At 67.5% G+C, this 25,071-nt stretch carries 24 protein-coding genes; 11 read left to right on the top strand and 13 right to left on the bottom strand.

Going from position 1 to position 25,071, the window contains the following annotated elements; all coding sequences use genetic code 11:
* Window position 1: 1 nt before the first annotated feature.
* Genes RBA41_RS06830 through RBA41_RS06810 form a run of 5 tightly spaced genes read left to right on the top strand, consistent with a single transcriptional unit; the run spans window position 2 to window position 3,349 of the window.
* Window positions 2-196, top strand: coding sequence for a cbb3-type cytochrome oxidase subunit 3 (locus tag RBA41_RS06830; protein ID WP_306622353.1), 195 nt, complete (start codon window positions 2-4; stop codon window positions 194-196).
* The gene (gene ccoP / locus RBA41_RS06825) at window positions 189-1,133 is read left to right on the top strand and encodes a cytochrome-c oxidase, cbb3-type subunit III (RefSeq protein ID WP_306622351.1); all 945 of its coding nucleotides are present in this window, start codon (window positions 189-191) and stop codon (window positions 1,131-1,133) included. Before RBA41_RS06830 ends, ccoP begins: the two co-directional genes overlap by 8 nt.
* Complete coding sequence (gene ccoG / locus RBA41_RS06820) at window positions 1,130-2,548, top strand: cytochrome c oxidase accessory protein CcoG (RefSeq protein WP_306622349.1); 1,419 nt, start codon at window positions 1,130-1,132, stop codon at window positions 2,546-2,548. The genes ccoP and ccoG overlap by 4 nt, the downstream gene beginning before the upstream one ends.
* Window positions 2,549-2,567: 19 nt before the next feature.
* On the top strand, window positions 2,568-3,101 hold the full coding sequence (locus RBA41_RS06815) for a FixH family protein (protein WP_306622347.1): 534 nt from the start codon (window positions 2,568-2,570) through the stop codon (window positions 3,099-3,101).
* 26 nt (window positions 3,102-3,127) lie between these two features.
* Window positions 3,128-3,349: a hypothetical protein gene (locus RBA41_RS06810; RefSeq protein ID WP_306622345.1), complete on the top strand. Its 222-nt coding sequence runs from the start codon at window positions 3,128-3,130 to the stop codon at window positions 3,347-3,349.
* 46 nt (window positions 3,350-3,395) lie between these two features.
* On the opposite strand, the gene RBA41_RS06805 is transcribed toward RBA41_RS06810, so the two are convergent.
* The 7 genes from RBA41_RS06805 to RBA41_RS06775 all read right to left on the bottom strand — a co-directional run bounded on the left by RBA41_RS06805 (window position 3,396) and on the right by RBA41_RS06775 (window position 10,287).
* Window positions 3,396-3,704 (bottom strand): RpnC/YadD family protein, encoded by a 309-nt coding sequence (locus RBA41_RS06805; RefSeq protein ID WP_306622343.1) that lies wholly within the window; start codon window positions 3,702-3,704, stop codon window positions 3,396-3,398.
* 41 nt (window positions 3,705-3,745) lie between these two features.
* Window positions 3,746-4,393 (bottom strand): Rpn family recombination-promoting nuclease/putative transposase, encoded by a 648-nt coding sequence (locus tag RBA41_RS06800; protein WP_306622341.1) that lies wholly within the window; start codon window positions 4,391-4,393, stop codon window positions 3,746-3,748.
* Window positions 4,394-4,588: 195 nt separating this feature from the next.
* On the bottom strand, window positions 4,589-5,356 hold the full coding sequence (fnr, locus tag RBA41_RS06795; RefSeq protein WP_306622339.1) for a fumarate/nitrate reduction transcriptional regulator Fnr: 768 nt from the start codon (window positions 5,354-5,356) through the stop codon (window positions 4,589-4,591).
* Window positions 5,357-5,483: 127 nt separating this feature from the next.
* Complete coding sequence (locus RBA41_RS06790) at window positions 5,484-7,967, bottom strand: cation-translocating P-type ATPase (RefSeq protein WP_306622337.1); 2,484 nt, start codon at window positions 7,965-7,967, stop codon at window positions 5,484-5,486.
* A 99-nt stretch (window positions 7,968-8,066) separates the two neighbouring features.
* Window positions 8,067-9,314 carry an RNA helicase RhlE1 gene (rhlE1, locus tag RBA41_RS06785; protein ID WP_306622335.1) on the bottom strand — a complete coding sequence of 416 codons (1,248 nt, stop codon included), beginning with the start codon at window positions 9,312-9,314 and terminating at the stop codon, window positions 8,067-8,069.
* Between the two features lie 73 nt (window positions 9,315-9,387).
* A complete protein-coding gene (locus tag RBA41_RS06780) occupies window positions 9,388-9,519 on the bottom strand; it encodes a hypothetical protein (RefSeq protein WP_267876251.1) in 132 nt (43 codons plus the stop codon).
* 96 nt (window positions 9,520-9,615) lie between these two features.
* Entirely contained in the window at window positions 9,616-10,287 is a 672-nt protein-coding gene (locus RBA41_RS06775; protein ID WP_306622331.1) for a hypothetical protein, read from the bottom strand.
* Window positions 10,288-10,606: 319 nt separating this feature from the next.
* Between RBA41_RS06775 and RBA41_RS06770 the strand changes: the two genes are divergently transcribed.
* Complete coding sequence (locus RBA41_RS06770; RefSeq protein WP_306622329.1) at window positions 10,607-12,457, top strand: DUF885 domain-containing protein; 1,851 nt, start codon at window positions 10,607-10,609, stop codon at window positions 12,455-12,457.
* 287 nt (window positions 12,458-12,744) lie between these two features.
* Here the strand turns inward: RBA41_RS06770 and RBA41_RS06765 are convergent, their stop codons facing one another.
* Genes RBA41_RS06765 through RBA41_RS06750 form a run of 4 tightly spaced genes read right to left on the bottom strand, consistent with a single transcriptional unit; the run spans window position 12,745 to window position 17,272 of the window.
* Window positions 12,745-15,342, bottom strand: a complete 2,598-nt coding sequence (locus RBA41_RS06765; protein WP_306622327.1) for a hypothetical protein — start codon at window positions 15,340-15,342, stop codon at window positions 12,745-12,747.
* Between the two features lie 25 nt (window positions 15,343-15,367).
* Complete coding sequence (locus tag RBA41_RS06760) at window positions 15,368-16,213, bottom strand: fimbrial biogenesis chaperone (RefSeq protein ID WP_306622325.1); 846 nt, start codon at window positions 16,211-16,213, stop codon at window positions 15,368-15,370.
* A gap of 26 nt (window positions 16,214-16,239) precedes the next feature.
* Window positions 16,240-16,734: a DUF4402 domain-containing protein gene (locus RBA41_RS06755; RefSeq protein ID WP_306622323.1), complete on the bottom strand. Its 495-nt coding sequence runs from the start codon at window positions 16,732-16,734 to the stop codon at window positions 16,240-16,242.
* On the bottom strand, window positions 16,721-17,272 hold the full coding sequence (locus RBA41_RS06750; RefSeq protein ID WP_306622321.1) for a DUF4402 domain-containing protein: 552 nt from the start codon (window positions 17,270-17,272) through the stop codon (window positions 16,721-16,723). The genes RBA41_RS06755 and RBA41_RS06750 overlap by 14 nt, the downstream gene beginning before the upstream one ends.
* 374 nt (window positions 17,273-17,646) lie before the next feature.
* On the opposite strand from RBA41_RS06750, the gene RBA41_RS06745 reads away from it, so the two are divergent.
* From RBA41_RS06745 to RBA41_RS06730, 4 genes are all read left to right on the top strand, one after another.
* A complete protein-coding gene (locus RBA41_RS06745; protein WP_306622319.1) occupies window positions 17,647-18,909 on the top strand; it encodes a sensor histidine kinase in 1,263 nt (420 codons plus the stop codon).
* Window positions 18,902-19,672 carry a LytR/AlgR family response regulator transcription factor gene (locus RBA41_RS06740; RefSeq protein ID WP_306622317.1) on the top strand — a complete coding sequence of 257 codons (771 nt, stop codon included), beginning with the start codon at window positions 18,902-18,904 and terminating at the stop codon, window positions 19,670-19,672. Before RBA41_RS06745 ends, RBA41_RS06740 begins: the two co-directional genes overlap by 8 nt.
* A 134-nt stretch (window positions 19,673-19,806) precedes the next feature.
* Window positions 19,807-20,277 (top strand): hypothetical protein, encoded by a 471-nt coding sequence (locus RBA41_RS06735; RefSeq protein WP_306622315.1) that lies wholly within the window; start codon window positions 19,807-19,809, stop codon window positions 20,275-20,277.
* A 99-nt stretch (window positions 20,278-20,376) separates the two neighbouring features.
* Window positions 20,377-21,675: an NAD(P)/FAD-dependent oxidoreductase gene (locus RBA41_RS06730; protein WP_306622313.1), complete on the top strand. Its 1,299-nt coding sequence runs from the start codon at window positions 20,377-20,379 to the stop codon at window positions 21,673-21,675.
* Between the two features lie 117 nt (window positions 21,676-21,792).
* Here RBA41_RS06730 and RBA41_RS06725 read toward each other — a convergent pair whose 3' ends face one another.
* Window positions 21,793-22,527: a sensor histidine kinase gene (locus RBA41_RS06725; RefSeq protein ID WP_306622311.1), complete on the bottom strand. Its 735-nt coding sequence runs from the start codon at window positions 22,525-22,527 to the stop codon at window positions 21,793-21,795.
* 161 nt (window positions 22,528-22,688) lie between these two features.
* On the opposite strand from RBA41_RS06725, the gene RBA41_RS06720 reads away from it, so the two are divergent.
* Window positions 22,689-23,147, top strand: coding sequence for a hemerythrin domain-containing protein (locus RBA41_RS06720; RefSeq protein WP_306622309.1), 459 nt, complete (start codon window positions 22,689-22,691; stop codon window positions 23,145-23,147).
* A gap of 23 nt (window positions 23,148-23,170) precedes the next feature.
* Here RBA41_RS06720 and RBA41_RS06715 read toward each other — a convergent pair whose 3' ends face one another.
* Entirely contained in the window at window positions 23,171-24,790 is a 1,620-nt protein-coding gene (locus RBA41_RS06715; RefSeq protein ID WP_306622307.1) for a response regulator, read from the bottom strand.
* Between the last annotated feature and the right edge of the window lie 281 nt (window positions 24,791-25,071).

The following is a 25,071-nucleotide window of genomic DNA, read 5'->3' as shown; positions in this document are numbered from 1 at the left end:
CATGGCAATCGAACATATTTTTGACAGCGCGAGCAGCATCATGACCGTCATCAGCTTCACCACCTTCCTCGGCATTTTGCTGTGGACCTTCGTCCTCAAGGGCGGCAAGGACTTCGAGACGCAGGCGGCGCTGCCGTTTGCGGACGACGCCGGCGATAGCGCCGGACGCAACGCGGGGGAGAGCGGTCATGGCTGATTTCACCAGCGGTTTCTGGGACCTGTACATCATCGTCATCACGGTGCTGGCGATCCTCGGCTGCGGCGTGCTGCTGTGGTCCCAGTCGACCCACAAGGTCGAACCGGGCAGCGACGGCACCACCGGCCACGTGTGGGACGAAGACCTCACAGAACTCAATACGCCGCTGCCGCGCTGGTGGATGTGGCTGTTCTACATCACCATCGTGTTCGCGCTGGTGTACCTGGTGCTGTACCCGGGTCTGGGCAGCTATGCCGGCAAGCTGGGATGGAAGTCGAGCGGCGCCTACCAGGAAGAACTGGTCAAGGCCGATGCCGACTACGGTCCCCTGTTCGCCAAGTACGCCAGCCAGGACCTGAAGGCGGTGGCGGCCGACCCGCAGGCGCACGCGATCGGCGAGCGCATGTTCCTGACCTACTGCGCGCAGTGCCACGGCTCCGACGCGCGCGGCAACAAGGGCTATCCCGACCTGACCGACAAGGACTGGCTGTACGGCGGCGAGCCGTCGGTGATCAAGGACACCATCATGAAGGGCCGTAACGGCATGATGCCGCCGATGGGCGCGGCCGTCGGCTCCGAAGCCGATATCGAGAACGTGGCGCACTACGTCAAGAGCCTGTCCGGGCTGACCGCCGATCCGATCAAGGTCTCCTTCGGCAAGTCGAAGTTCGGCGCCTGCATCGCCTGCCACGGCGCCGGCGGCGTCGGCAACCAGGCACTGGGCGCGCCCAACCTGGCCGACAAGGTCTGGCTGTACGGCGGCAGCGCCGAGACGATCATGGAAACGATCCGCAAGGGCCGTACCAACACCATGCCGTCCTTCCACGAGTTCCTGGGCGAATCCAAGGTCCACGTGCTGGCTGCCTATGTATGGAGCCTGTCCAACGACCCGGCGCCAGCGAGCCTGGCGGCGGCGCCGGGGGTGGCGCAAAAATGACCGAGGCCGCCGCCAAGCCGGTTGTGATCCGGATGTATGCCGCGCGCGAGGAAATCTATCCGCGCGAAGCAAAGGGGCGCTATGCCAGCTTGCGCTGGGCGTGCGTATGGATCACCCAGCTGGTGTTCTACGGCTTGCCGTGGCTGAACTGGAACGGCCGCCAGGCCGTCCTGTTCGACCTCGGGGCGCGCAAGTTCTACATCTTCGGCATGGTGTTGTGGCCGCAGGACTTCATCTACCTGGCGGCGCTGCTGATCATCGCCGCCTACCTGCTGTTTCTCGTCACCGCCATCGCGGGGCGGGTGTGGTGCGGCTTTGCCTGTCCGCAGACGGTCTACACCGAGATCTTCATGTGGATCGAACGCAAAATCGAAGGCGCGCGCAGCGCCCGCATCCGTCTCGACCGCCAGCCCTGGACCGCCGACAAGCTGGCACGCAAGACCGCCAAGCATCTGGCCTGGGGCGTGGTGGCGCTGTTTACCGGCTTCAGTTTCGTGGCGTACTTTGCCCCGGTGCGTTCGCTCCTGTCCAATATCGGCGCCTTTGCGCTGGGACCGTGGGAATGGTTCTGGATCGGCTTCTACGCTTTCGCCACCTACGGCAATGCCGGCTGGCTGCGCGAGCAGGTCTGCAAATATATGTGCCCGTACGCGCGCTTCCAGAGCGCCATGTTCGACAAGGACACCCTGATCGTCACCTACGACCAGGAACGGGGCGAACCGCGCGGCGCGCTCAATCCCAAGGCCACGCCGCAGGACGCGAAAAAGAAGGGCGATTGCATCGACTGCAATATGTGCGTGCAGGTGTGCCCGACCGGGATCGACATCCGCAAGGGCTTGCAGTACGAATGCATCGGCTGCGCCGCCTGCGTGGACGCCTGCAACGGCGTGATGGACAAGATCGACCTGCCGCGCGGGCTGATTCGCTACTCGACCGACAACGCGATGGACAACAAGTGGTCGGCCAGGCGCATCGGCCAGCGCATCTTGCGCACCCGGGTGCTGATCTACACCGCGCTGCTGGTGCTGATCGTGGCCGGTTTCGGCACCGCGCTGGCGCTGCGCACGCCGCTCAAGCTCGACGTGATCCGCGACCGCGGCTCGATGGGGCGCGAAGTGGGCGACGGCATGATCGAAAACGTGTACCGCCTGCAGATCATGAATACCGCCGAAACCGGGCATACCTTCCGCATCAAGGTGTCGGGCATCGATTCGGTGCGCCTGGCCACGACCGACCAGGCGGTGCTCGATGGCGCCAGCACACGCGCGGTGCCGGTGCGGGTGCAGGTCGAACGCAGCGCGGCGGCGCGCGGCGCGGCGGCGCCCGGATCGAACCACATCGAGTTCGAACTGACGGCGGTGGACGACCCGTCGCTCAGCGTGCGTGAAAAAGCCGTGTTCATCGTGCCAAAATAAAGCAAACAAGGAGACCCGCATGCAAACCGCCTCACCTCTGACTCCCTCCATCGGCCCGTGGTACAAGCACCGTTGGCCATGGCTCCTGATGCTCGGTCCCGCCATCGTGGTGGTGGCCGGCGTGAACCTCGGTGTCGTCGCCTGGCGCGGCCAGGATGCGATGGTGGTCGACGACTACTACAAGAAGGGCAAGGCGATCAACCAGGACTTGCGGCGCGACCGCGTGGCCAGCGCCATGCGCCTGGCGTTCGACGCGCGCTACGATCCGGCCACGGAAAAGCTGTCCGGTACCCTGAGCAGCGGCGGACAGGCCTTGGGCGCGCCGTTCAGCATCCACCTGGCGCACGCCACCCAGCCGCAGAAAGACCGCAAGCTGGACGTGATTCCGGATGCGGCGGGGCGCTTTTCGGTGGCGCTGCCGCTGCTGGAGCGGGCGCGCTGGCAGGTGGTGGTCGAAGGCGGCAAGCGTGACTGGCGTCTGGCCGCGGCCTGGCACTGGCCGCGCGAACACGCGCTGGCGATCAAGGCCGACGCTGCGGACCTTGCTCACTGACCGGGGGAGTGCAGATGCGACTTGCGATGAAAGTGTTGTGGCCCGCCTTCCTGGCGGCGATGCTGGCCGAAGGCTGTTTTTTTGCGCTGTTCGACCCGCGCGAGGCGCTGCATGTGGGCGACATCACGCTCTCGCCGATGGCGGCGTACACCATCGGCTTTTTCTTCTTCTGGACCTTTTGCGCGCTGGCCAGCGTGCTGACCTACTACCTGGTCGTCGTGCCGGACGATCCGCATCCGCCGTTCTAGCCTGGATATTTTGTTCGCCGTGCCAAGGCGCGCGAGATAGTTCGGGTCAAGTGAATGCCGCGCCATCGTCAAACACGGCCTGCAGGCTGGGCGCGTTGAGGCTGCGCTCGAACCACTGTTCAAGCTCTGCCTGAGTGGCCTGACCGATGCGCTGCGTTGCCGGCCCCGGCAATTCGCCGAACCGCTTGCGCAACAGGCTGCCCAGCGCCCCGCGTAGGGCAATGACTTGTCCTTCAGCCTTGCCTTCCGCCTTACCTTCCGCACACCCCTTTTGAAATCCGATCTCCTCGATCTGCTCGGCCCACGTTGCAAGTTTGCCTCCCATGTCAGCATCCTCCTCCACACTATCAACCATAAACAATTCCGAATTGCCGGTTCCGCGTGCCAGCAAACCGTTTACCCATACCTGAATCGAGCGCCGCAGGCTGGCCTGGGTGATTCCTTGAACCACGTCGTCAGCGCAGGCAAGACGTCTGTTGAGACCTCGGGAAAGAGTGAAAGTTCAAGCCGGAACAGCAGCGCCAGCAAGCTGGCATTTGCTTCCAGCGCCGTTCTGTCCAGACGTTGCTGATCGATGAGCACGTAGCGCTGCGTTGGCTGGAGCGCCGCCAGTTCGGCGGGCGCGTGCATGAGAAGTCCGGCCAGGTCCATGCTGGCGCTCCAGTGCGGGAAGCCGTTGTAGAACACCAGCGGCAACACCGGCGGTAACAGCAGGCCAGGGGACAATTCATGGCGCTTGACCAGGTCCTGGTACAGCAAGCCGATGTAAGTCTGCATGCGCAGCGCCATCCAGCGGTCCACGCCGGACTGGCACTCCAGCAGGATATACACATAAAGAAACTCGTCGCCGATCCGCACGCGCCAGACGATGTCGTCCTGGCGGGCCGACAAGCGCTCGCTCACATACGCGGGATTGACCCGCTCGAAGGCCGACAGGGCGACTTCATCGAGCAGCTTGAAGGAAGTAAAATCCGTGATCAGTTCGCGCACCAGTTCCGGGTGGGCGAACAGCGAACGGTATCCGAGGTCGTGAGGGGTGGGCATGGCGCATTGTAGCGAGCGCCCATGTCCCGCCTTTGCGCTGCCTCACGCGTGCGCGGCGGCGTACAGGTCGGAAGGATAAGGCAGGTAGCAGATATGGCGCGCGGGGAAGAGGAAAGCCCGTAATGATGTCCTGATAATTACCTGCGAACATACTATCGCCTGTTGGAAAACTGATTCCCGCAGGCTTGTTCCGACCTACGCCATCGGGCTGCACTGCTCGGTGCCGGCGGCCAGCGCCTTGAGCATGGCCGGATCGAGCAGGGTCATTTCGCGCTTGTCGACGCCGATCCAGCCCTGTTTCTTGAAGCGCGACAGCAGGCGGCTGATGCTCTCGATGGTCAGGCCGAGGTAGTTGCCGATATCCTCGCGCGACATGCGCAGCTGGAAACTGGTGGCCGAGTAGCCGCGCGCCGCATAGCGTGCCGACAGGTTGACCAGGAACACCGCAAAGCGCTGCTCGGCCCGCATATTTCCCAGCAATAGCATGACATTTTGCTCGCGCGTGATTTCCTGGCTCATGATGCGGTGGAAGTGGCGCAGCAGGGTCGGCACCTCGCCGAACAGTTCTTCCAGGCGCGCGAACGGAATTTCGCACACTTCGCTGTCTTCGAGCGCGACCGCGTCGCAATGGTGGCGGTCGCCGCTGATGGCGTCCATGCCCAGCAGTTCGCCGGCCATCTGGAAACCCGTGATCTGCTGCTCGCCGCCGGCATTGACCTGGTAGGTCTTGAAGTGGCCGAAGCGGATCGCGTACAGGTTGCGGAACGGTTCGTCCATCTGGTACAGGCGCTCGTCGCGCAACAGGCGGCGGCGCTTGCCGATGATGCTGTCGAGACGGGTGATGTCGTCTTCATCGAGTCCCATCGGCAGGCACAGCTGGTGCATGCTGCATCCCGCGCAGCTGGCCTTGAGCGCGGCGACGTTCAGCATGGCTGCGGGAACGAATGGAAGTGGCTGGGGCATAGGGGTCCGGCGTTTTGTGGCTTGATCCGTATGATACTCCAGTGGAACCTTGGCGCACAGGCCAATAGCGGTGCAGTTGCGGCATTTTCCCCAGTACAGATGGCAGAATGTCCACGGCGGCGTTGCATTATCTGCGCAGGCGTTGTGCAAGTCCCAACAGTGCTGGCCAAAGTGCAAGGGATAGCCCGATGGCGCCCGCCCAAACCAGTTGCGCGGCACTTAATGGCGCGAAATGAAACACAGCCGCCAGCGCGGGCACGTAGATGACGGCCAGCAACGCGGCGAGCGCGCCCGCAGCGATCATCCACCGCACCCGGTTGGGCCGGCGCCGCGTAGCGTGCGCGAACATCAGTGCCAGGTTGGCGCCGACCAGCGCAGTGAAGGCAAAAGCGCGCGCCGCATCCGGCGCCAGCACGGCCCAGGCCCACAGCCACGCAGCGATGACGTGGGCCAGCGCCAGGGCGCCGTGCAGGCCCGCGCGCAGCAGGCCGGCGGCGCCGATGAGGGGCGCGCCGGGCCGGCGCGGCGGCTTGCGCATGCTGTCCGGATCGGGCGCATCGTTCTCGAAGGCGAGCGTGCAGGCCGGGTCGATCATCAGTTCGAGGAACACGATATGCATCGGCAGCAGCAGCACCGGCCAGCCGAACAGCACCGGCAGCAGCGCCATGCCGGCGATGCAGGCGTGGACCGACACCAGGTAGCCCACCGCGCGCCGCATGCCGGCGAAAATCCGGCGCCCGGCGCGCACCGCCGCGACGATCGCATCGAAGCGGTCGTCCAGCAGCACCAGCACGGCCGCCTCGCGCGCCACGTCGGTGCCGCGCTGGCCCATGGCGATGCCGACGTGCGCGGCGCGCAGCGCGGGGGCGTCGTTGACGCCGTCGCCGGTCATGCCGACGATGGCCCCGCCGGCCTTGAGCGCCTGCACGATGCGCAGCTTCTGCTCCGGCGCGATGCGCGCGCACACCGTCACCTCGCCGATGCAGGCGCGCAGTTCGCGCGCCTTCATCGCCGCCAGCGCGTCACCGGTCAGCAGTGCGCCCTCGGCCAGGCCGGCCTGGCGCGCGATGGCCTGCGCGGTCGATGGATAGTCGCCCGTGATCATCACCACGCGGATGCCGGCCGCGCGCAGGGCACGCACCGCATCCGGAATGCCGGCGCGCAGCGGATCGGCCAGGGCGACCAGTCCGAGCAAGGTAAAGCCCAGGCGCGCCGGATGCGGCGGCCACTGCGCGCCATCCCAGCCGGCGCGCGCCACGGCCAGCACGCGCAGGCCGTCGCGCGCCATGTCGTCGGCCGTGGCCAGCAAGGCGGCCGTGCCCCGGGCGTCGAGGCGGCACATGGCGGCGATGGCTTCGGGCGCGCCCTTGGCCGCCACCGTGCATGCCTCGGAGCCCGGCGCGCGCCAGGCCTGCAGCATGGCGCGCAGGGCCGGACGCGGCGCCTCTTCGCGCACCAGGCGCCAGTGCGGGTGCAGCTGGTCCGATCCGGCCAATTCGCGCCGGGCCAGCCGCACCAATGCCTGTTCCATCGGGTCGAACGGGGTCGCCGCGCTGGCCAGCAGCGCATATTCGAGCAGCTCGCGTACGGCCGGGCCGAGTGCCGCGCCGGGCGCCACGGTCTGGCCGGCGGCGTGCAGGCGCGCCACGCGCATGCGGTTTTCGGTGAGGGTGCCGGTCTTGTCGACGCAGAGCACCGAGGTGGCGCCGAGCGTCTCGATGGCGGCCAGGCGGCGCGTGAGCACGCGCTCGCGCGCCAGGCGCCACGCGCCCAGGGCCGGGAACACCACCAGCACGACGGCAAATTCTTCCGGCACCATCGCCATGGCCAGGGCGATCCCGGCCAGGACGCCCTGCAGCCACGCGCCGCCGCGCAAGCCATGCAACAGCACCAGCGTCACGCTCAGGGCCAGTCCCAGCACGGCGAACATCACGGTCAGGCGGCGTGTCTGGCGCCGTAGCGGCGACGCCTCGGGCGCGAGCTGGCGCAGGGAAGCGCCGATGGCGCCGATGCGGCTGTGCGCGCCGGTGGCCGTGACGATCGCCGTGGCGTGGCCGGCGACGACCAGGGTGCCGGAAAACAGGCAGGCGCCGGCCTCGCCGTCGGCGCCGGCGGCCTTGTCCAGCGCCAGCGATTCGCCGGTCAGCAGCGACTCGTCGACCCGCAGTGCGTGGCCAGCCAGCAGGCGCGCATCGGCCGGCACGCGGTCGCCTTCGGCCACGACGATCAGGTCGCCGCGCACGAGGGCCCGGCTGTCCAGGTGGCGGCTGTGGCCGTCCCGCACGACCAGCGCGCGCGGGCTGCCGAGCTCGCGCAGGGCGTCCAGCGCCCGTTCGGTCTTGCCTTGCTGATACAGGGACAGGCCCACGGTCAGGGCGACCGTGGCCAGCAGGAACAGGCCTTCGTGCAGCTCGCCCAGCGTCAGATACAGCGCGGCGGCGCCGAGCAGCAGCAGGAACATGGGTTCGCGCGCGCTATCCCATGCCAGCTTGAGAAGGCCGGGGCGGGAGGCGGCCGGCAGCGCGTTGGGGCCGTCCGCGGCCAGGCGGCGCGCGGCTTCGGCTTCGCTCAGGCCGCCATGGACGGCCGCCTCGTGCGCTGTGCTTGCCATGGGATTCCTGAACGAGGCGCCGGAGGCGGCGGATCGTTCAGGATATCAATGACTTATCAGCAAGGCTTGATGTGGCACAAGCGTGCCCGGATCGGCTACTCAGCGCGGGCGGAAGCGTACGTCGACGCTCGAGATTTCGCCCGTGACCTTGGCTTTCTTCGGCTTCTTGGGCTTTTTCAGCACCTCGCCGGCGGTGTTGGTCGCCGGCACCCGGTGCTCGGGCGAGAAACCGGGCTCCTCGATGCGTTCCAGGGTCTGTTTGGTGAGGATTTCGATGGCGGCGAGCAACTGAACTTCATCCGCGCACACCAGCGAGACCGCTTCGCCGGAAGCGCCGGCGCGGCCGGTGCGGCCGGTGCGGTGAATATAATCCTCGGCCACGATGGGCAGGTCGAAATTGACCACCTGCGGCAAGTCGTCGATGTCGAGTCCGCGCGCGGCCACGTCGGTGGCCACCAGGATCTTCGCTTCGCCCGCCTTGAAACGGTCGAGCGCGCGCAACCTGGCCGGCTGCGGCTTGTCGCCATGAATCGAATCGGCCGCGATGCCCCGCGCCTGCAGGGTCTCGACCAGCTGGTCCACGCCCTTGCGCGTCTTGACGAACACCAGCACCTGGCCCCAGCGGTGTTTTTTCAGCAGATACAGGAACAGTTCCGGCTTGCGCTTCTTGTCAACCGGCACCACCCACTGGCGGATGCGCTTGACGGTGCTGTTGCGCGGGCTGACCTCGATGCTCAGCGGGTCGATCAGCAGCTTGCCGGCCAGCGCGCGGATCTCGTCCGAAAAGGTGGCCGAAAACAGCAGGGTCTGGCGTTTTTTCGGGAGGGCCGCGAACACGGCGTCGAGCTCGCGCGAAAAGCCCAGGTCCAGCATGCGGTCCGCTTCGTCGAGCACCAGCGTTTCGAGCTGCTCGAACTTGACCGCGTTCTGGCGGTACAGGTCGAGCAGGCGGCCGGGCGTGGCCACCAGCACGTCGAGGCCCTTGCGCAGCTTCATCATCTGCGGATTGATGCTGACGCCGCCGTAGGCGACATGCGTGCGCAAGGGCAGGCCGGCGCCGTAGGCGCGGAAACTCTCGTGCACCTGCTCGGCCAGCTCGCGGGTGGGCACCAGCACCAGCACGCGCACCGCATTGGCGCCGACCTGGCCCTGCAGCGTCAGGCGCTGCAGCAGGGGCAGGGCGAAGCCGGCGGTCTTGCCGGTGCCGGTCTGGGCGGCGGCCATCATGTCGCGTCCGGCCAGCACGGCCGGAATGGCTTGCGCCTGCACCGGGGTGGGGGTGCTATAGCCGAGCGCGTCCAGCGTGCGCACGAGGGGATCGATCAGACCGAGGGAATCAAAAGACATGGGGAAGCGACCTTGCAGCAAAAGAACAAGGGCGTAGTTTACTCTGTCCGGCGCCGGCCGGGGCGCAAAAGCCCTAGCGCGTGGCGCTCACGGCGGCCGAAACGGTCGGCTTGGTCGGCTCGTGCTTGTCGCCGCAGGCGGCCACGGAGAGCACGAGCATGCAGCAGGCGGCAAGGGCCGCGAGCGGGTGAAAGCGTGGTTTCATGGCGCACCCCTGTTAAAAAGCCAATGCTACCCAAAACCACGCCCGGGCGGCGCGCTGTTGCTACGCGCTATCGCGACGCGCTGCCGCGACGCGCTGTCAGAAGCGGTAGCTCACGCCGGCGCGCAGCACCGGATACACTTTGTAGGCCTGGACGTCGGCTTCCATCTTCACGCGCTCGACTGCCACGTCGCGCGCCAACTGGGTGCAGGCGGCGCTGGTGGCCGTGCAGCCCGACTGCACCAGGCGGCCGTTCGGATGACCCTGCCACAGTGCGCCCAGGTCGGCGCTGAACTGCCACTTCTTGTCGGTGCTCAAGGCATTGCCCCAGCCCACGCCGAGGTAGGGCGCGCCCTTGTTGTACTCGATGCCGCCGTTGAGGATGCCGACCTGGCTGGCCGCGTAAGTCTTGCCGTTGATGTTGTAGTTGCCGTTGGAATCCTGGCGTGCCACCATGCTGACCTTGTTACCGTTGTACACCACGCCGCCGGTCAGGCGGAACGGGCTGTTATCGATCAGGTGCCAGTCGAACAGCACGTCGATGTTTTGCAGCTTGGCCTTCATCGTGTAGTGGACGGTGCTGGCGGTGTCGTTGTACTTGTACTGGAAATAGCTGGCGCCGAAACGGGCGTTCAGCGTTTTTTCCATCGGGAAAATCAGGTGCGCGCCGACGCCGGTGGTGCCGACTTCGGCGGTAACGGCGATCTGGGCTTGCGCGCTGGCGGCCAGCAACAGGGCGGCGGCCGCCAGGACGGTATTCTTGATGTACATGCAATGACCTTTGACGAATGACTGGGGGATGGCGGCATTGTACCGGCTCAGGCCGCCGGCGACATGCTCGGGCATCGTGGCCCGCCATGCTACTCCAGTCGGGCCTGCCAAGCCAGTCCCGAAAGGTAAGCAATTGTCGTTTTTTGTCGCCCGGCCAGCCCGCCGCCGATGGCGTGGAGAAGGCGTTTCGCCTGTATTGACGGGCGCCGTTGCGTGCCGGGATGGTGGTTTCCAGGCCCGATCCATGATAAATTCTGTCGCGGCCGGCTGCAGATCGTCCGCAACACGCCCCAGCAACCGATTTTCCGGAGATTCCCGCATGCCTGTCCCGTTCCAGCGCGCCATCGCGCCCCGTCTGATTGCCGCCCTGGTGGCCTTGTCGCTTGGCGGCGCCGCCGTGCCGGTGTTCGCTGCCTTGCCAAGCGCCGGCGCCAGCGCCGCAGCCGCGGTGGACAAGCGCGCCGCCGCCTTCGACAAATGGGCCGACGGCTTTGCCGCCGACTGGGTGCGGCTGTCGCCCCAGCGCGCCACGGTCGACCAGTATTTCAGCGGCGCCGAACAGCAAGCCCTGGACCGCCAGCTCACGCCGATGACCGTCGCGCACCGCGCCAGGTATGCGGCGCTGGCCCGGGCGGGCGTGGCGCGGCTCGACCGCTTCCTGGCCGGGTCCCTCGACAGCACCCAGCGCGTGTCGGCCGAGACCATGCGCTGGTCGCTGGCCAACCACCTGGCCGGCGAGCGTTTCGAGGACCACGCCTTCGTGTTCTCGCAATTCGGCGGCACCCACATCGCGCTGGTCAGCTTCATGAGCGCGGCGCACCCGATGCGGCGCGCGGCCGATGTCGACAGCTACCTGGCGCGCCTGGCGCAGATTGGCGAACGCATGGACCAGGCCAGCGCGCGCACCCGCGCCGCCGCCGCGCGCGGCTTGCTGCCGCCGCGCTTCATCCTCGAACGCGCGCAGGGGCAGGTCGACGCCTTCCTCAAGCCGGCCGCCGACAAGAACGTGCTGGTGCTTTCGCTGGCCGAGCGCAGCGCCGCCCTGGCCGACCTGACGCCGGCGGCGCGCGCCGCCGCCATCGACAAAGCGGCGGCCATCGTCGGCAAGAGCATCCTGCCGGCCTACGCCAGGACCCAGGCGCTGCTGGCCGAACTGCACCCCAAGACCGGCGACGACGCCGGCATTGCGCGCCTGCCCGACGGCGCCGCCGCGTACAGCCAGGCGCTGGACAGCTTCACCGGCAGTACCCTGAACGCGGCCCAGATCCACGCTATCGGGCTGCGCGAAGTGGCGCGCATCGAGGGCGAGATGGAGCGCCACCTGCGCCAACTCGGATTCACCGACGGCAGCATCGACGCGCGCATGAAAGCGCTCGACAAAACCTTCCAGCCGGCGGCCGAACCCGATCCGCGCGCGGCGATTCTGGCCAGTTACGCGGCCATGGTGCGCGACGCCGAACAGCGCAGCGCCAGTCTGTTCAACCTCAAGCCGCGCGCGCCGGTCGAAGTGCGGCGCGAACCGCCGCTGACCGAGGGCAGCGCGTCGGCGCACTACAGCGTGCCGGCGCCGGACGGCAGCCTGCCCGGCATCTTCTGGGTGCCGCTGCGCGGGCCGGCGTTCGACATGATCCGCATGCGCAGCCTGGCGTATCACGAAGCGGTGCCGGGGCACCACTTCCAGCTCGCCATCCAGCAGGAACTGAGCGGCCTGCCGGCCTGGCGCACGCAGCGCATTTTTGGCGGCGGCAGCGCGCACGCCGAAGGCTGGGCGCTGTACACCGAGCGGCTGGCGGTGGAGCAGGGCTGGTACGAAGGCGATGTGCCGGGTTTGCTGGGCGCGCTCGGATCGGAACTGTTCCGCGCGCGCCGGCTGGTGGTCGACACCGGCTTGCACAGCAAGGGCTGGACGCGCCAGCAAGCGATCGACTACGGCATCGGCGCGGCCGAGGTGGAGCGCTACGTGGTGTGGCCGGGCCAGGCCTGCGCCTACATGCTGGGCATGCTGCGCATCCTCGAACTGCGCGAGAAAGCGCGGCTGGCGCTGGGCGAGCGCTTCACCTTGCCGGCTTTCCACGACGTCATCCTCAAGAACGGCTCGGTGCCGCTCGACGTGCTCGGCAAGATCATCGACCAATGGATCGCCGACCACTCCAAGGCCGCCGCGACCTGAATATTTCCTAACCGGGGTCAGACCTCCGAATCGAAACATTTCTTAACCGGGGTCAGACCTCCGAATCGAAACATTGTTAAATCCGGGGAGGCTGGCCTGACCGCAGCCGGGCTGAGCGCCATCGACTCTCCGCCTGGCCGGTACCGGGGGGCGCTCGTTCGCCACAAGAAAACAGCCGGATTGGTATCGATTTGCACGTTAACTGTTAAATGTTGCTAATTAAAGCTCTGACCCCGGTTTTGGGGGAAGGAAATGTTTCGAGTCGGAGGTCTGACCCCGGTTGAGCATTATTTGGTGACGTGGAAGTCTTTGCCGTTGACGATGCTGCCGGCGGGGTCGATGCTGATCAGGTGCATGCCGCTGTCTTGCAGCCCAAGCCTGGCCAGTTGTGCCGGGGCGAGGCGCAGCAGGTAGTCGCCCGGGACCACGCCGCCCAGCACGTAGTAGCCGTCGGCCGTGCTGCTGGTCTTGCCCACGATCGCGCCGCGCTGGTCGAGCAGTTCGAGCTCGAAGTCGCCCATGCCGCGCTTGCCGCCCGCACCCATCAGATAGGTGGTGCCGTCGATTTCGCCGGTGATGCCGATCGCGATTTCCAGCCGGCTGACCTTGCCCGGGCGCGGCACCAGCCGCCGTCCCGGTTCGCGCGCCTGCCATTGCGGGTCTTCCAAGGTAGCGGGATCGACCGCGATGGCGACGTGCTGGTGCGCCGGCAGGCGGTTGAGGTAGACCACGCCGTCGGCGCCGCTGCGCGCCAGGTGGGTGCCGCCGTTGACGGCGAAACCGGCTCCCTTGATCGGTTCGTCGTCGCCATCCATGACGCCATTGCGGTTCTTGTCGAGGAAGACGCGCACCGAGGCCGCGCCGGTGGCCGCCATCGGCACGGCGTCGTGCAGCCAGCGCCCGCTCCTCGGGTCCTGGCCGATCGCCATGAACAGCTGCACCCCGCCGCCGTAGTCGCCGCGGCTGGTGTAGAACGCGTTCAGGCCGACGCCGACGCTGCCGACGCCCTTGTTGAGGGACGCGCTCCAGCGCAGTTGCCGGTCGGCGAAGGTGCGGGTGACGGCGGCGTTGAGGAGGTAGCCGTCGCCGACGAATTTGTCGGCCGCCAGCGCCAGCGCCGAGAGGGCGGCGTCGGGCACGATCGCCACTTGCAGTTGCCCGCTCACGCCGATGCCGGCCACGCGCCGGCTGGCCTGTACGCTGCCGTCGGCGCGCCGCACGCCATCCACCTCGCGCCACAGCGCGCCGGCACTGACCGCGGTGCCCTGGCGGTAGGCCGACAGGCGCGCGCCGGCTTCGTGCCGGGTGGCGCCGGACGCCAGCCGCTCGCGCCGCAGCTGCAGCGACAGCGGCATGGGCGCGGGCCCGCCGCCGGGCAGCAGCCCGTCCAGGCGCAGTTCGTCGCGGCTGCGCAGCGGGTCGGCCCCGGGCAAAAACAGTTCGCTGACAAAGCCGTCCAGGCGCGCATGGCTGGCGCCCAACGCCATGCCGCCGACCCGGGTCTTGAGGCCGATGCGGGCCAGCTTGCCGCCGTCGCCGGCGCGCGCCAGGGCGGCGTCGGCCAGCAGGGCGCGCCAGTAGCCGTGCAGGCCGAGGTTGGCGTAGCGCTTGTCCTGGCCGTCCAGCGCCAGGCGCACCACGCCGCCGCTGGCGCTGAGCTGGGGCGCCAGGCCCACTTCGGCCTGGACCAGCGCGCGCGCGCCGCCGTGCTGCTCGCCCTGGAGGCTGGCGCTGTAGGCGACGGCGCCCGGGGCCAGCACGGCCTGGTCGATCAGGAAGCTGTGGCGCTCGATGCGCAATTGCCCCAGCGGGCCGTGGAACACCAGGCGAAATTCGTTGCTGCCGTAGATGAGCGGCTGGTCGTCGAAGCGGTAGCGGCCATCGGGGCGCGCCTGCTGGAAGCCGATCAGCGCGTCGTTGAAGTACAGCTCCACATCCCAGCCGGGCGGCAGGTCGCCTTGCAGCGTATGGCGCTCGGTGCGCGCCGGCTGGCCGAGCGCGCGGTTGGAGACGGCTACGCCGGTGCCGTTGGTGCTGGCCAGCGCGATGTCGCCCACGCCCGGGGCGAGCACGCTGCCGATTTGCAGGGTGCGCGCGCGCAGGGGGCCGAGCAGGCCGGCGTCCGGATCGTTGCGGGCCAGGGTCAGGCGCCCGGTGGCGCCGCCGGCGGCCTTGCCGGCGTTGAGGTAGAGCGCGGCCTCCATGCCCGCCAGGTCGGCCGTGAGATAGGCGGTGTAGTCGAGCGTGGTCCCGCGGCGGCGCGCGTCGAGGGCCACGGTCTGGTCGATGAAGGGCATGCCGGCCAGCGCGTAGGGGGTGTCGAGGCGGGCGTAGACGCTCGCCGGGCCGCTGTCATGGTGCTGCGCCGTGCCGCCGCGCGACTGGCGTTCCAGGCGCGCCTGCAGCGGCAGTTTTTCGCGCGCGCGCACGCGCAGCACCAGGCTGGCCATGTCGATGTCGAGGTCCAGCGGCAGCCATTGGGCCAGCAGGCGGCTGGCGACGTACAGGTCGTCGGCCTGGCGTTTTACCCGCGCCGGGTCGACCGTGGCGCGCCGCTCGCCTTCGATCACGAGGCGCTGCGCCAGGTCGAGCCGGAAGCCGCGCTGTTCGTCGAGGATGTAGCCGCTGGCCAGGCCCTCGGCCGGTTCGGTGCGGATCGCAATGGTGAGCATGCGCGCCAGTTCGCCGAGCGGCAGGTAGACGTCGTCGCCATGCTGGTAGGCGCCCAGCGCGTCGGACACCGGATGCTCGCCGAGCCGCACTTCGAGCACCAGGTCGGGCCCGTCGGCGCCGGCCGCGCGCGCGGGCGCCAGCGGTGCCAGCACGGGCAGCAACAGCAGCATGCAGAGCTGGCAGGCGCGCTGGCGCAGGCGGTGGGGGCGCATGGCGACGCGCGCGGCCGCGCTCCGCTCAGGGCAGGGCGAGCGCGGCTTCGGCCAGTACCGCGCCGCCGGCTTCGGCGCGCTCGCGAAAGCGCAGGTGCACGGTGCCGCGCGCCAGCGTCACGCCGGGCGGCATGGTCAGGTTCAGGCTGGCCTTGCGCATGGGGTTGGGGGGGTAGATGGCCACGCCGGCGGCCTTGGCCAGCACGTGTTCGGAGCCGCCCTGCGGCACGAAGGTGGCGCTGACGTCGCCGTACACCGAGCTGTCGCCGCTGCGCCCGATCTGGAACGACAGCTGCGCGCCCTTGGCGCCGCGCTGCACGTCGAGTGCGCTCAGGGTGACGCTGGCGCCCTCGGTCTGGTGCCGCACGATGACGGGAATCGAGGCGCCGATCAGGGTGTTGAGGACCACCCCGATCTGCTGCGTGTTGGCCGCTTGCGTTTCCACGCTGCTGGCGCCGCCGCTGTCGGCCAGTTTTTCGAAGTGCAGGTGCGAGCGGTATTCGCCGGCGGCCAGGGTGGCCGGTTTGCGCAGCATGACGCGCACCACTTGCGCGGTGCCGGGCAGCAGGGTGACCTGGCGCGGCGAGAAGCTCAGCATCGTATCGGCGAAGCGGTCGTCCGGCCCGGCCGTGTCGGCGCCGGTGAATTCGCCGTTCTCGGTCATGCGCCGGTTGACCAGGCTGATACGGTAGGTGGCGGGCGTGCTGTCGCTGTTGATCAGTTCGACCTGGGCGGCGCGCTGGTTCTTGGTAAACACGACGCGGGTCGGGTTGAGCATCAGGCCGGCCAGCGCCTGCACGGGCAGGGCGGCCATCAGGATCGCTGCCGCGAGCAGGCGCCTGGCGCGCGTGAAGGAGAAGGTGGAATGCATGATGGGCCTCGCAGGATGATGATCGGCTATTGATATTCGATGGTGATGTGGAAGGCGCCGCTGTAGTTGCCGGGTCTCTGGCCCGCCGCGACCTGCAGCGTGGCGCCGACCGCGAGCACCTGGGTGCCGCCGGAGAGCACGCCGGCGCCGGCCGGGGAGCTGACGAAATCGGTCAGGACCATGCTTGAGGCGCCGTCGCTGATGCTGGCGCTGGCCGGCAGGCTGACGATGTAGACCAGGCTGGCGTTGGCGGGCGTCTTGTCGCTGATGGTGAACCTGGCCGGTGCGCCGGCCGACGCCAGCAGCACCACGCCGCCGCCGGACGATCTTGCCCCGCTGGTGCCGACGCTGACGAAGCCGGTGGAGATGGCGGCGAAGCGGCCGAAGGCGAGATCGCCCGCGGCCACCGCGTTCAACTGGGCGCGCCCCGGCGTGGCTGCCAGCAGGCAGGCAGCCACGCCGAGCGTGCCGCTGCGCCGCAGCAGGCGGCGCCAGCGCGCACGCGCGTCAGTTGTATTCAACGGTGGCGATGACATTGCCGGCATAGGTGCCAGGAGCCTGGTTGGCGGCCACGGTCAGGGTGCCGCCCACATACAGCGACTGGGTGCCGCCGGCCGAGAGGGTGCCGGTGGACACATCGCCCGAGGTGGCATTGGCGCCGGTCAGGTCGCTGAATTTGGCCAGGACCATCGTTTCGCCGCCGCCGCCGGTGTTGGTCAGCACCGCCGTGCCGGAGTGGGTGATGGCGTAGGTGCTGCCCGGCTCGCCCGTGATATCGAATTTGGCCGCCGAGGTGGCCGACGCGCCCATCGCCACCACGCCGCTGACGGCGCGCGCGCCGCTGGTGCTGACGGTGATGGTGCCGCCGGCCGCGGCGGCAAAGGTGCCGAATGCCAGGTTGGTGCCGACCACGATGGCGATCGGGGTGACCACGGTGCCGCCGGCGGTGGCCGTCGCTTGCGCGGCGTACGCTGGCGCGCCCAGCCCCAGGCCGGCGGCGATGACGGCGAGTACGGCCAGGGTGGACAGGGTGCGCTGCTGCTTGATCGTTGTGTTCATTCCAGCTCCTTGGTTTCTTCGGTTGGGGTTTTCTTTGCAGAAGCTCTTTCTGCAAGGGAATAGTACCTGCGAATATTCATGGAAAAACCGCGCCCGCCGCGCCTTGGGGCAAAGCTTGATATGGATCTAACGCGCTGTGCCGATTGGCTTGCCGATGTTGCGCAATTGCCGCGCCGGGGTGGCGCGGGTGGTACAGAAAGGGTGGCTTGAGGCGAGCTTGTCCGGTGTGCTATCTTGCGTTCCGCAAACACTGGCAAACGGACACGCAAAGCGGGCGTTCGTCGGCGCCGGCGCGGTTTCGTCGGATTCGGTCCCGCCCGCCAGGGAGCGCTTGCTATAGTCGTTTCACCCCTCCCTGACTGGAATTGCTCATCATGACGAGTTTCTTTTTTATCTTCCGCGTGACCCTGGCGTGGACCATCGCCAATACGATCCTGGCGATCACGCTGGCGCATACGCTGCTGCACGACCGCGACAGCGGCAGCGCCCTGTTGCTGCTCGTGCTGGGCGCTGCGGGATTGGCCGCGGTGACCGCGTTTTCGCATGTGCGGCGGGTGCGCCTGCTCACCGGCGAGGTCAATCCCGGCACCCTGGCCAGCCGCCAGCGGCGCCAGATCGAAGTGCCGTTCGAGGCCGGCGAGACGTTCGACATCATCGATGCCGCGATCCGCGAATTGCCCGGCGCCGAGCAGGTCGACAGTGCGCGCGACAGCCTGCAGGTGCGCGCCAAGATCCGTTACCTGCATCCTTACCGCGGTGGCTTGCTGTTTCAAATGACCGGCCACAGCGGGCCGAGCGGCAACCAGGTCATCGTCACCGTCACGCCGAATGGCGACGCGGGCAGCGTGACCCTGATCTGCGAACCGGAACGCTGGGCCTGGACCGACTGGTTCCTGCTCGACGCCGGCGCCAACCTGGAAAACGCCGACGCCATCGGGCGCGCCGTGGCGCGCCGGGTGGCCGAGCGGCGCCGCAGCGAGCAGGCCGCGGCGATCCAGACGGCGACCGAGAAGGAGCTGACCGTCGCCAAGCTGAGCTTGCTGCATGCGCAGGTCGAACCGCATTTTCTCTACAACACCCTGGCCAATGCGCAGTTGCTGACCCGCAGCGATCCGGCGCGCGCCGACGAGATGCTGGGCAACCTGATCACCTACCTGCGCAACTCGCTGCCGCGCACCGACGACGCGCTCGCGACCCTGGGCCATGAACTCGAGCGCGTGCGCGCCTATCTCGACATCCTGGCCATCCGCATGGGGCCGCGCCTGCGCCTGCAGGTCGAGGTGGCGGCGCCATTGCACGGGGCCCCGTTTCCCGCCATGATGCTGCAAACCCTGGTCGAAAACGCCATCAAGCACGGGCTGGAACCGAAACCGGGCGGCGGCACGGTGTGGATCATCGCGCGCGTGCACGACGGCGCGCTGGCGCTGACGGTGGCCGACGATGGACGCGGCTTTTCCGCCGAAGGGGGCGGCACCGGGATCGGCCTGCGCAATGTGCGCGAGCGGCTGCGCCTGGCGTACGGCAGCGGCGCGGGCTTTACCATCGTGTCGAACTACCCGTGCGGGGTGGCGGCCACGATCAGCGTGCCATATTCAGCCGCTGTCACGGCACCTTTGGAGGAGAAGCTGCATGGTTGATTGCGTCATTGCCGAAGATGAACCGCTGCTGCGCGATGCGCTGGTGCAGCTGCTCGCCGGCGCCTGGCCGGAGCTGCGCATCGTGGCCGCCTGCGACGATGGCGGCAGCGCGCTCGACGCGATCGCCGCGCACCAGCCGCAGGTGGCCTTCCTCGACATCCGCATGCCCGGGCTGAGCGGGCTGGACGTGGCCGCCGCGCTGGCCGAGGTCAGCCCGGCCACGCAGGTGGTGTTCGTGACCGCCTACGACCAGTACGCGATCGATGCGTTCGAGCGCGGCGCGCTCGATTACCTGCTCAAGCCGGTGGCGCCGGCGCGCCTGGCCGCCACGGTACAGCGGGTCAAGGCGCGCCTGGCCAGCGGCACCCCGGACGCCGGCATGCTGACGGCCTTGCTGCGCCAGCTGGGACGCGAGCTGCCGCAGCCGGCCAGGCCGGAACCGCTGGTGTGGCTGACCGCCAGCGCGGGAACGGAAACGCGCCTGATCATGGTCGAGGATGTCGCGTATTTTCAGGCCGACAGCAAGTACACGGTGGTGATGACGGCCCAGGGCGAGGCGCTGCTGCGCAAACCCATCCGCGAACTGCTCGAGGCGCTCGATCCGGCCATGTTCCGCCAGATTCACCGCTCGACCATCGTCAACCTCAAGGCGATCGCCTCGGTGGCGCGCGACGAGACCGGGCGCGGGGTGCTGCGCCTGCGCACCCGGCCCGAGACGCTGGCCGTGAGCCAGCCCTTCATGGCCTTGTTCCGGGCCATGTGAAGCAGGCTGTGTGCGTTTGCGTACCGACTTGGCTGTTGCTTTTGCTAAACTAATGAATGTGAGCGGCAAGGCGCGTGGCGCCGGCGGCTGACGGCGCGCCTGCCGGGCGCGTTGACTTTCTTTGCGAGGCAACCATGAAAAGCGTGATCATCGCCGCCGTCCTGCTGGGCGCGAGCCTGTCCGGGCAGGCCCAGACCAATGTCAGCATCAACATCGGACAGCCGGGGTTTTACGGACGCATCGAGCTGGGCGACTTCGGCCGCCCGCCCGTGGTCTATACGCAGCCGGTGGTGGTCGAACGGTATGTGCGCGGGGCGCCGGAGCCGGTGTATCTGCGGGTGCCGCCAGGGCACATGAAAAAATGGAGCAAGCATTGCGCGCGCTACGACGCGTGCGGGCGCCAGGTGTATTTCGTGCGCGACGACTGGTACACCAATACCTATGCGCCGCGCTATCGCGAGATGCGCGGCGGCGGGCGCGACAGGGACCATGGACGCGACCGCGATGGCGGACGCGATCGTCATGACCGCAAGGATCGCGATCATGACAAGGATCGCGGGCATGGCAAAGGTCACGGCAACGGTCACGGCCGCGATAAGAACTGACGCCTGCAAAGCGGCGCGCCAGTGCCCACCTGTACAGCGTGGGCGCGATTTCCCGGATCGCAGTAGACTGTCGTTGTCAAAAAATTCAGGGAGATACTTTTGCGCGGCGAAATAGTGATTGTCGGTGGTGGGGCGGGCGGCCTGGAACTGGCCAGCAAACTGGGCCGCAAGCTGGGGCCGTCCAAGGTGTTTCTCGTCGATAGCCGCCTGTCGCACATCTGGAAACCCTCGCTGCATGAAGTCGCAGCCGGCACCCTCGATATCCACCAGGAAGGCTTGTCCTACCAGATGCTGGCCCACGATAACGGCTTCAGCTTCGTCTACGGGGCCCTGACCGGACTTGATGCCGCCGCCAGGCGCCTGACCATCGGCCCCATCCGCACGCCCCAGGACGAGGAAGTCCTGCCCGAGCGCACGCTCGAGTTCGGCTCGCTGGTGATTGCCGTCGGCAGCACCTCCAATTATTTCGGCGTGCCCGGCGCCAGGGAATACACGATTTCCCTGAATGCGACCGAAGACGCCGAACGCTTCCGCCTGCAACTGCTCAAACTGCTGGCCCGGGCCGATGCGCGCAAGGCGGTCGAGCCGGCGGCCGGGGTCGATATCGTCATCATCGGCGGCGGCGCCACCGGCGTCGAACTGGCGGCCGAGCTGCGCGAAGCGAGCGCGGTCTACACCACCTATGGCTTCCAGCACCTCAAGCCGCAGCAGGATGTGCGCATCACCTTGCTCGAAGGCGCGCCGCGCATTCTCGCGCCGCTGCCCGAACGGGTGTCGAACGCGGCCCTCAAGCTGCTGCACGAACGCGGCATCAAGGTGGTCAACGAGTGCCGCGTGACGGGCATCGCGCCCGACCAGGTAAGCGACAAGAACGGCAATGTGTACCCGTCCGACCTGTGCGTGTGGGCGGCCGGCATCCGCGCGCCGGAATTCCTGGCCACGCTTGGCTTGCCGCTGGCCAAGGGCGGGCAGATCGAGGTCGACGGCTTCCTGCGCGTGAAGGATGCGCCGGGCATCTACGCCATGGGCGACTGCGCCGCCTGCGTCGACGCCGAGGGCAAGATGGTGCCGCCGCGCGCGCAGGCAGCGCACCAGCAGGCCGACTATCTGCTGGCGACCTTCCTGCGCCAGCAGGCGGGCAAGGCGCCGCAAACGAAGCCCTACGAATACAAGGATTACGGTTCGCTGGTGTCGTTCGGCCAGACCACCACCGTGGGCAGTCTGATGGGCTCGCTCAAGGGCTTGAGCTGGTTCGTCGAAGGCTTCTTTGCGCGCATGATGTATGTGAGCCTGCACCTGATGCATCACGCGGCCGTGCTCGGTCATGTGCGGACCGGCGTGCTGGCGCTGGCGCGCTTCCTGATCAAGCGCAGCACGCCGCAGGTGAAACTGCACTGAAGCGCAGGTCCTGCCCCTGGCCGGCCTGCCGCGCGGGTAAGCCGCATCGATATCGGTTTCCTGTCATTTCTGCCAGTGCTGACAGTGGCGCAAATGACACGTCTCACGCCAACGGCATCATCCGCCGGCCGCCGTGTGCGCGACCGGCGCCTTGGGCAGGGTCAGGGTCATCACCGTGCCGCGCTGCGGGGCCGGCATCACCGACAGCGCCCCGCCCAGGTAGGCGGCCCGCTCGCGCAGCAGGCGCAGGCCGTGGCAGCCGGACGACTCGCCCGAACGATCGCCCAGTCCCACACCGTTGTCGCGTACCGTGAGCATGATCTCGTCGCCGCCATCGTCGAGGATGACATCGATTTCGGTCGCGCCCGCATGCGCGGCAATATTGCGCAAGCCTTCTTCCAGGGCGCGCAGCAGGGCGACGCCATGCTCGCGCGCGTAGGTTTCATCGTCGTCGGGCAGGCTGCAGCGCGCCACCACGCGGTGCTCCTTGCCGAAATCGCTGACCAGCTCGGCGATCGCCGATTTGATTCCAAGAAACTCCAGCTTATCGTTCCACAGCGATAACTGCATGTCGCGGTTGGTGTTGATGATGGTCATCAGGAGCTGCTTCATCTGGGTGGTGCGGTCCTGCAGCGCCTTTTCCTTGGGCAGTTGCTGGGTCAGCAGGGCCAGGTGCATGGTCAGGGCCGTCATCGACGAGCCGAGGCTGTCGTGCAGCTTGCGCGCCAGCTGGCGTCGTTCGTCATCCCAGCAGGTCGTCAGGTGGCCGAGCAGTTCGGTCAGGTCGGCGTCGCGCCCGGCAAGCTGGCGGTCCGGGTCGGCGTCAAGCGGAGGGGAGGGCGGTAAGGTCATGCTGGGCTCTAAGAAAGTTTCCCAAATCATACAACAGCTTTCGCGCGCTTGTCGCAGCGCAGGGGCGCACGGTGAAGTGGCGCACATACGCGGCGGCGCTTTTTGGACAATCTGGCGCTTCGATTATCTGCCACTTTTTTCATCGGACGAGGGAGTTTTCCATGAACACGACAAAGAGGGATGCCATCGCGATGCTGACCGAGGATCATCGCGAGGTGGAAGAATTGTTCAAGCAATACGAGGCACTGGGCGAGGGCGACAATGACCGCAAGAAGAAGATTGCCGACCAGATTTGCACCGCGCTGACCCTGCACGCGACGATCGAGGAAGAGATTTTCTACCCGGCCGTGCGCGATGCCGGCGAGGACAATGAAGAGCTGGTCGACGAGGCCACCGTCGAGCATGCCAGCGCGAAAGACTTGATCGCCCAGCTGCAGGAAATGGACCCGGAAGACGAGTTGTACGACGCCAAGGTGAAAGTACTGTCGGAACAGATCGCGCACCACGTCCAGGAAGAAGAGAAGGAAATGTTTCCGAAGGCGAAGAAAAACAAGCTGGACCTGGCGGCCCTGGCCGAGGAAATGGCGCTGCGCGAGGATGAGGTGGCGGCGACCATGTAGGGCCGCCGCCGTCCGGCCGCAACCTAGTCGGCCGCAGTGGCCACGCACTGGCCGATGGCGTCGAGCAGGTGGTCGATGTCGACCGGCTTGACGAGGTGCTTGTCGAAGCCGGCTTCGAGCACGCGCCGCTGGTCGTCGGCCAGCCCGTAGCCGGTCAGGGCGATCAGCTTGATGTGGCTGGTGTCGCTGTCCTGGCGCAGGCGGCGCGCCACTTCATAGCCATCGATGCCGGGCAGGCCGATGTCGACCAGGGCGACGTCGGGCAGGAAGCTGCGCGCCATCTGCACGCCCTGCACGCCGTCGGCCGCGTAGCGCACCGGGTAGCCGTAGGCGCCGAGCATGGTGGCCATCATTTCGCGGCCGTCATCGTTGTCTTCGATCAGCAGGATGGCGGGCTTGCTGTCCAGCGCCAGGGCGGCCGGCGCCGGATGGGCGCCTGGCGCCACGGGAGCGGCGCGCGGCAGGTGGATGACGAAGGTGGAGCCGGCGCTGGCGCCGTCGCTATGGGCTGAAACCTTGCCACCGTGCAGCTCGACCAGGCGCCGCACCAGGGCCAGACCGATGCCCAGGCCGCCTTGCGCGCGGTCGAGCGTGATGCTGCCCTGTACGAACACGTCGAACACGTGGGGCAGCAGTTCGGCCGAAATGCCGACCCCGGTATCGCGCACTTCGAGCACGACTTCCTTGCCGGTATCGGTCACCGCAATGTCGATGGTGCCGCCGGGCGGGGTGTACTTGAGGGCGTTGTCGATCAGGTTGGTGGCGATCTGTTCGAGGCGGGTCGGGTCGCCGTCGACCCAGCCCGGTTCCAGGTTGACATTGACCAGATAATTGCCGGTGCGGCCGGTGGCCTTGAAGGTGTCCAGGCAGGCGGAGACGAGGGCGGAGACGTCCAGGGTTTGCTTGTCGAGCAAGATCTTGCCGGACATGGCGCGCGACAGGTCGAGCAGGTCGTCGACGATGCGCGACAGGTGCTGGCTCTGGCGCTGGATGATCTGCTTGGCGCGGCCGACCGTATCGGCGGGCGCGCCCGGCAGGCCGATCAGCGAAGCGGCGCTGCTGATGGCGCTGAGCGGGTTGCGCAGTTCGTGCCCGAGCATGGCCAGAAATTCATCCTTGGCGTGGCTTTTCGCTTCGGCCGCCTGGCGCTCTTCCATTTCGCGGGTGAGGCGCTTGTTGGTGGCGGTCAGCTCGGTGGTGCGCTGGCTCAGCTTGTGGGTCTGGCGCTTGAGTTCCTCGTTCTTGGTGGCCAGCGCCACGAACACCTGGACCTTGGCGTGCAGGATCTGCGGAATGACCGGCGTGAACAGGAAATCGGCGGCGCCGCGCTGGTAGGCTTTCAGGCGGTCGATTTCATCGGCCAGGAAAGCGGTGACGAAGATGATCGGAATGTCGGCCGAGCGCGCGCGCTGATGGATGGCTTCGGCCGTTTCAAAGCCATCCATGCCGGGCATGTTGACGTCGAGAAGGATCACCGCGAAGTCATGCAGGAGGACCTGGCGCAAGGCTTCCTGGCCCGAGCGGGCGGACAGGACGGCGTAGCCCGACTCGTCGGCCCACTGGTCCAGCAGGCTGGTCAATGCGAGCAGGCTGGCCGGATCATCGTTAACGACGAGAATCTTCGGTTTTTCTATTGTTGTCACGTCATTCCTGCACTGCGGTGGTGGTTGAAGCACGTCTGGAGCATTGCTGCCGACAGGATAGCAGAACCGGAAATTTGCCCCTGGTAAAAGCGAATGCGGCTGTCTTGAGGGGGCGGCGTTCATCATATCAATCGGGTAATCCAATGTCAAAATGCAAGCGAATAGGTGGCATTCAGAATGCAAGGTACGCTAACGCACATACTTGGGTGGGGGCGTATGCGATAGTGACATCAGGACAACCGCTGCCGAATGGCGCGGCACATCGCCACCATCGTGGCGTG

The organism is Massilia scottii, from assembly GCF_030846495.1.
In the GTDB taxonomy this organism is placed as follows: Bacteria; Pseudomonadota; Gammaproteobacteria; order Burkholderiales; family Burkholderiaceae_D; genus Telluria_A; species Telluria_A violaceinigra.
The sequence above is the reverse complement of the archived record's forward strand: the minus strand, read 5'-3'. Positions and strand labels throughout refer to the sequence as shown.

What these genes read in the sequence shown, in the direction of transcription:
- RBA41_RS06750 (WP_306622321.1), bottom strand. Translation starts at nt 17,272, where the DNA reads ATGAACACAACGATCAAGCAGCAGCGCACCCTGTCCACCCTGGCCGTA.
- RBA41_RS06815 (WP_306622347.1), top strand. Translation starts at nt 2,568, where the DNA reads ATGCAAACCGCCTCACCTCTGACTCCCTCCATCGGCCCGTGGTACAAG.
- RBA41_RS06775 (WP_306622331.1), bottom strand. Translation starts at nt 10,287, where the DNA reads ATGTACATCAAGAATACCGTCCTGGCGGCCGCCGCCCTGTTGCTGGCC.
- RBA41_RS06770 (WP_306622329.1), top strand. Translation starts at nt 10,607, where the DNA reads ATGCCTGTCCCGTTCCAGCGCGCCATCGCGCCCCGTCTGATTGCCGCC.
- RBA41_RS06830 (WP_306622353.1), top strand. Translation starts at nt 2, where the DNA reads ATGGCAATCGAACATATTTTTGACAGCGCGAGCAGCATCATGACCGTC.
- RBA41_RS06725 (WP_306622311.1), bottom strand. Translation starts at nt 22,527, where the DNA reads ATGACCTTACCGCCCTCCCCTCCGCTTGACGCCGACCCGGACCGCCAG.
- fnr (WP_306622339.1), bottom strand. Translation starts at nt 5,356, where the DNA reads ATGCCCCAGCCACTTCCATTCGTTCCCGCAGCCATGCTGAACGTCGCC.
- RBA41_RS06720 (WP_306622309.1), top strand. Translation starts at nt 22,689, where the DNA reads ATGAACACGACAAAGAGGGATGCCATCGCGATGCTGACCGAGGATCAT.
- rhlE1 (WP_306622335.1), bottom strand. Translation starts at nt 9,314, where the DNA reads ATGTCTTTTGATTCCCTCGGTCTGATCGATCCCCTCGTGCGCACGCTG.
- RBA41_RS06765 (WP_306622327.1), bottom strand. Translation starts at nt 15,342, where the DNA reads ATGCGCCCCCACCGCCTGCGCCAGCGCGCCTGCCAGCTCTGCATGCTG.
- ccoG (WP_306622349.1), top strand. Translation starts at nt 1,130, where the DNA reads ATGACCGAGGCCGCCGCCAAGCCGGTTGTGATCCGGATGTATGCCGCG.
- RBA41_RS06760 (WP_306622325.1), bottom strand. Translation starts at nt 16,213, where the DNA reads ATGCATTCCACCTTCTCCTTCACGCGCGCCAGGCGCCTGCTCGCGGCA.
- RBA41_RS06735 (WP_306622315.1), top strand. Translation starts at nt 19,807, where the DNA reads ATGAAAAGCGTGATCATCGCCGCCGTCCTGCTGGGCGCGAGCCTGTCC.
- RBA41_RS06810 (WP_306622345.1), top strand. Translation starts at nt 3,128, where the DNA reads ATGAAAGTGTTGTGGCCCGCCTTCCTGGCGGCGATGCTGGCCGAAGGC.
- ccoP (WP_306622351.1), top strand. Translation starts at nt 189, where the DNA reads ATGGCTGATTTCACCAGCGGTTTCTGGGACCTGTACATCATCGTCATC.
- RBA41_RS06780 (WP_267876251.1), bottom strand. Translation starts at nt 9,519, where the DNA reads ATGAAACCACGCTTTCACCCGCTCGCGGCCCTTGCCGCCTGCTGCATG.
- RBA41_RS06805 (WP_306622343.1), bottom strand. Translation starts at nt 3,704, where the DNA reads ATGGTTGATAGTGTGGAGGAGGATGCTGACATGGGAGGCAAACTTGCA.
- RBA41_RS06790 (WP_306622337.1), bottom strand. Translation starts at nt 7,967, where the DNA reads ATGGCAAGCACAGCGCACGAGGCGGCCGTCCATGGCGGCCTGAGCGAA.
- RBA41_RS06740 (WP_306622317.1), top strand. Translation starts at nt 18,902, where the DNA reads ATGGTTGATTGCGTCATTGCCGAAGATGAACCGCTGCTGCGCGATGCG.
- RBA41_RS06800 (WP_306622341.1), bottom strand. Translation starts at nt 4,393, where the DNA reads ATGCCCACCCCTCACGACCTCGGATACCGTTCGCTGTTCGCCCACCCG.
- RBA41_RS06745 (WP_306622319.1), top strand. Translation starts at nt 17,647, where the DNA reads ATGACGAGTTTCTTTTTTATCTTCCGCGTGACCCTGGCGTGGACCATC.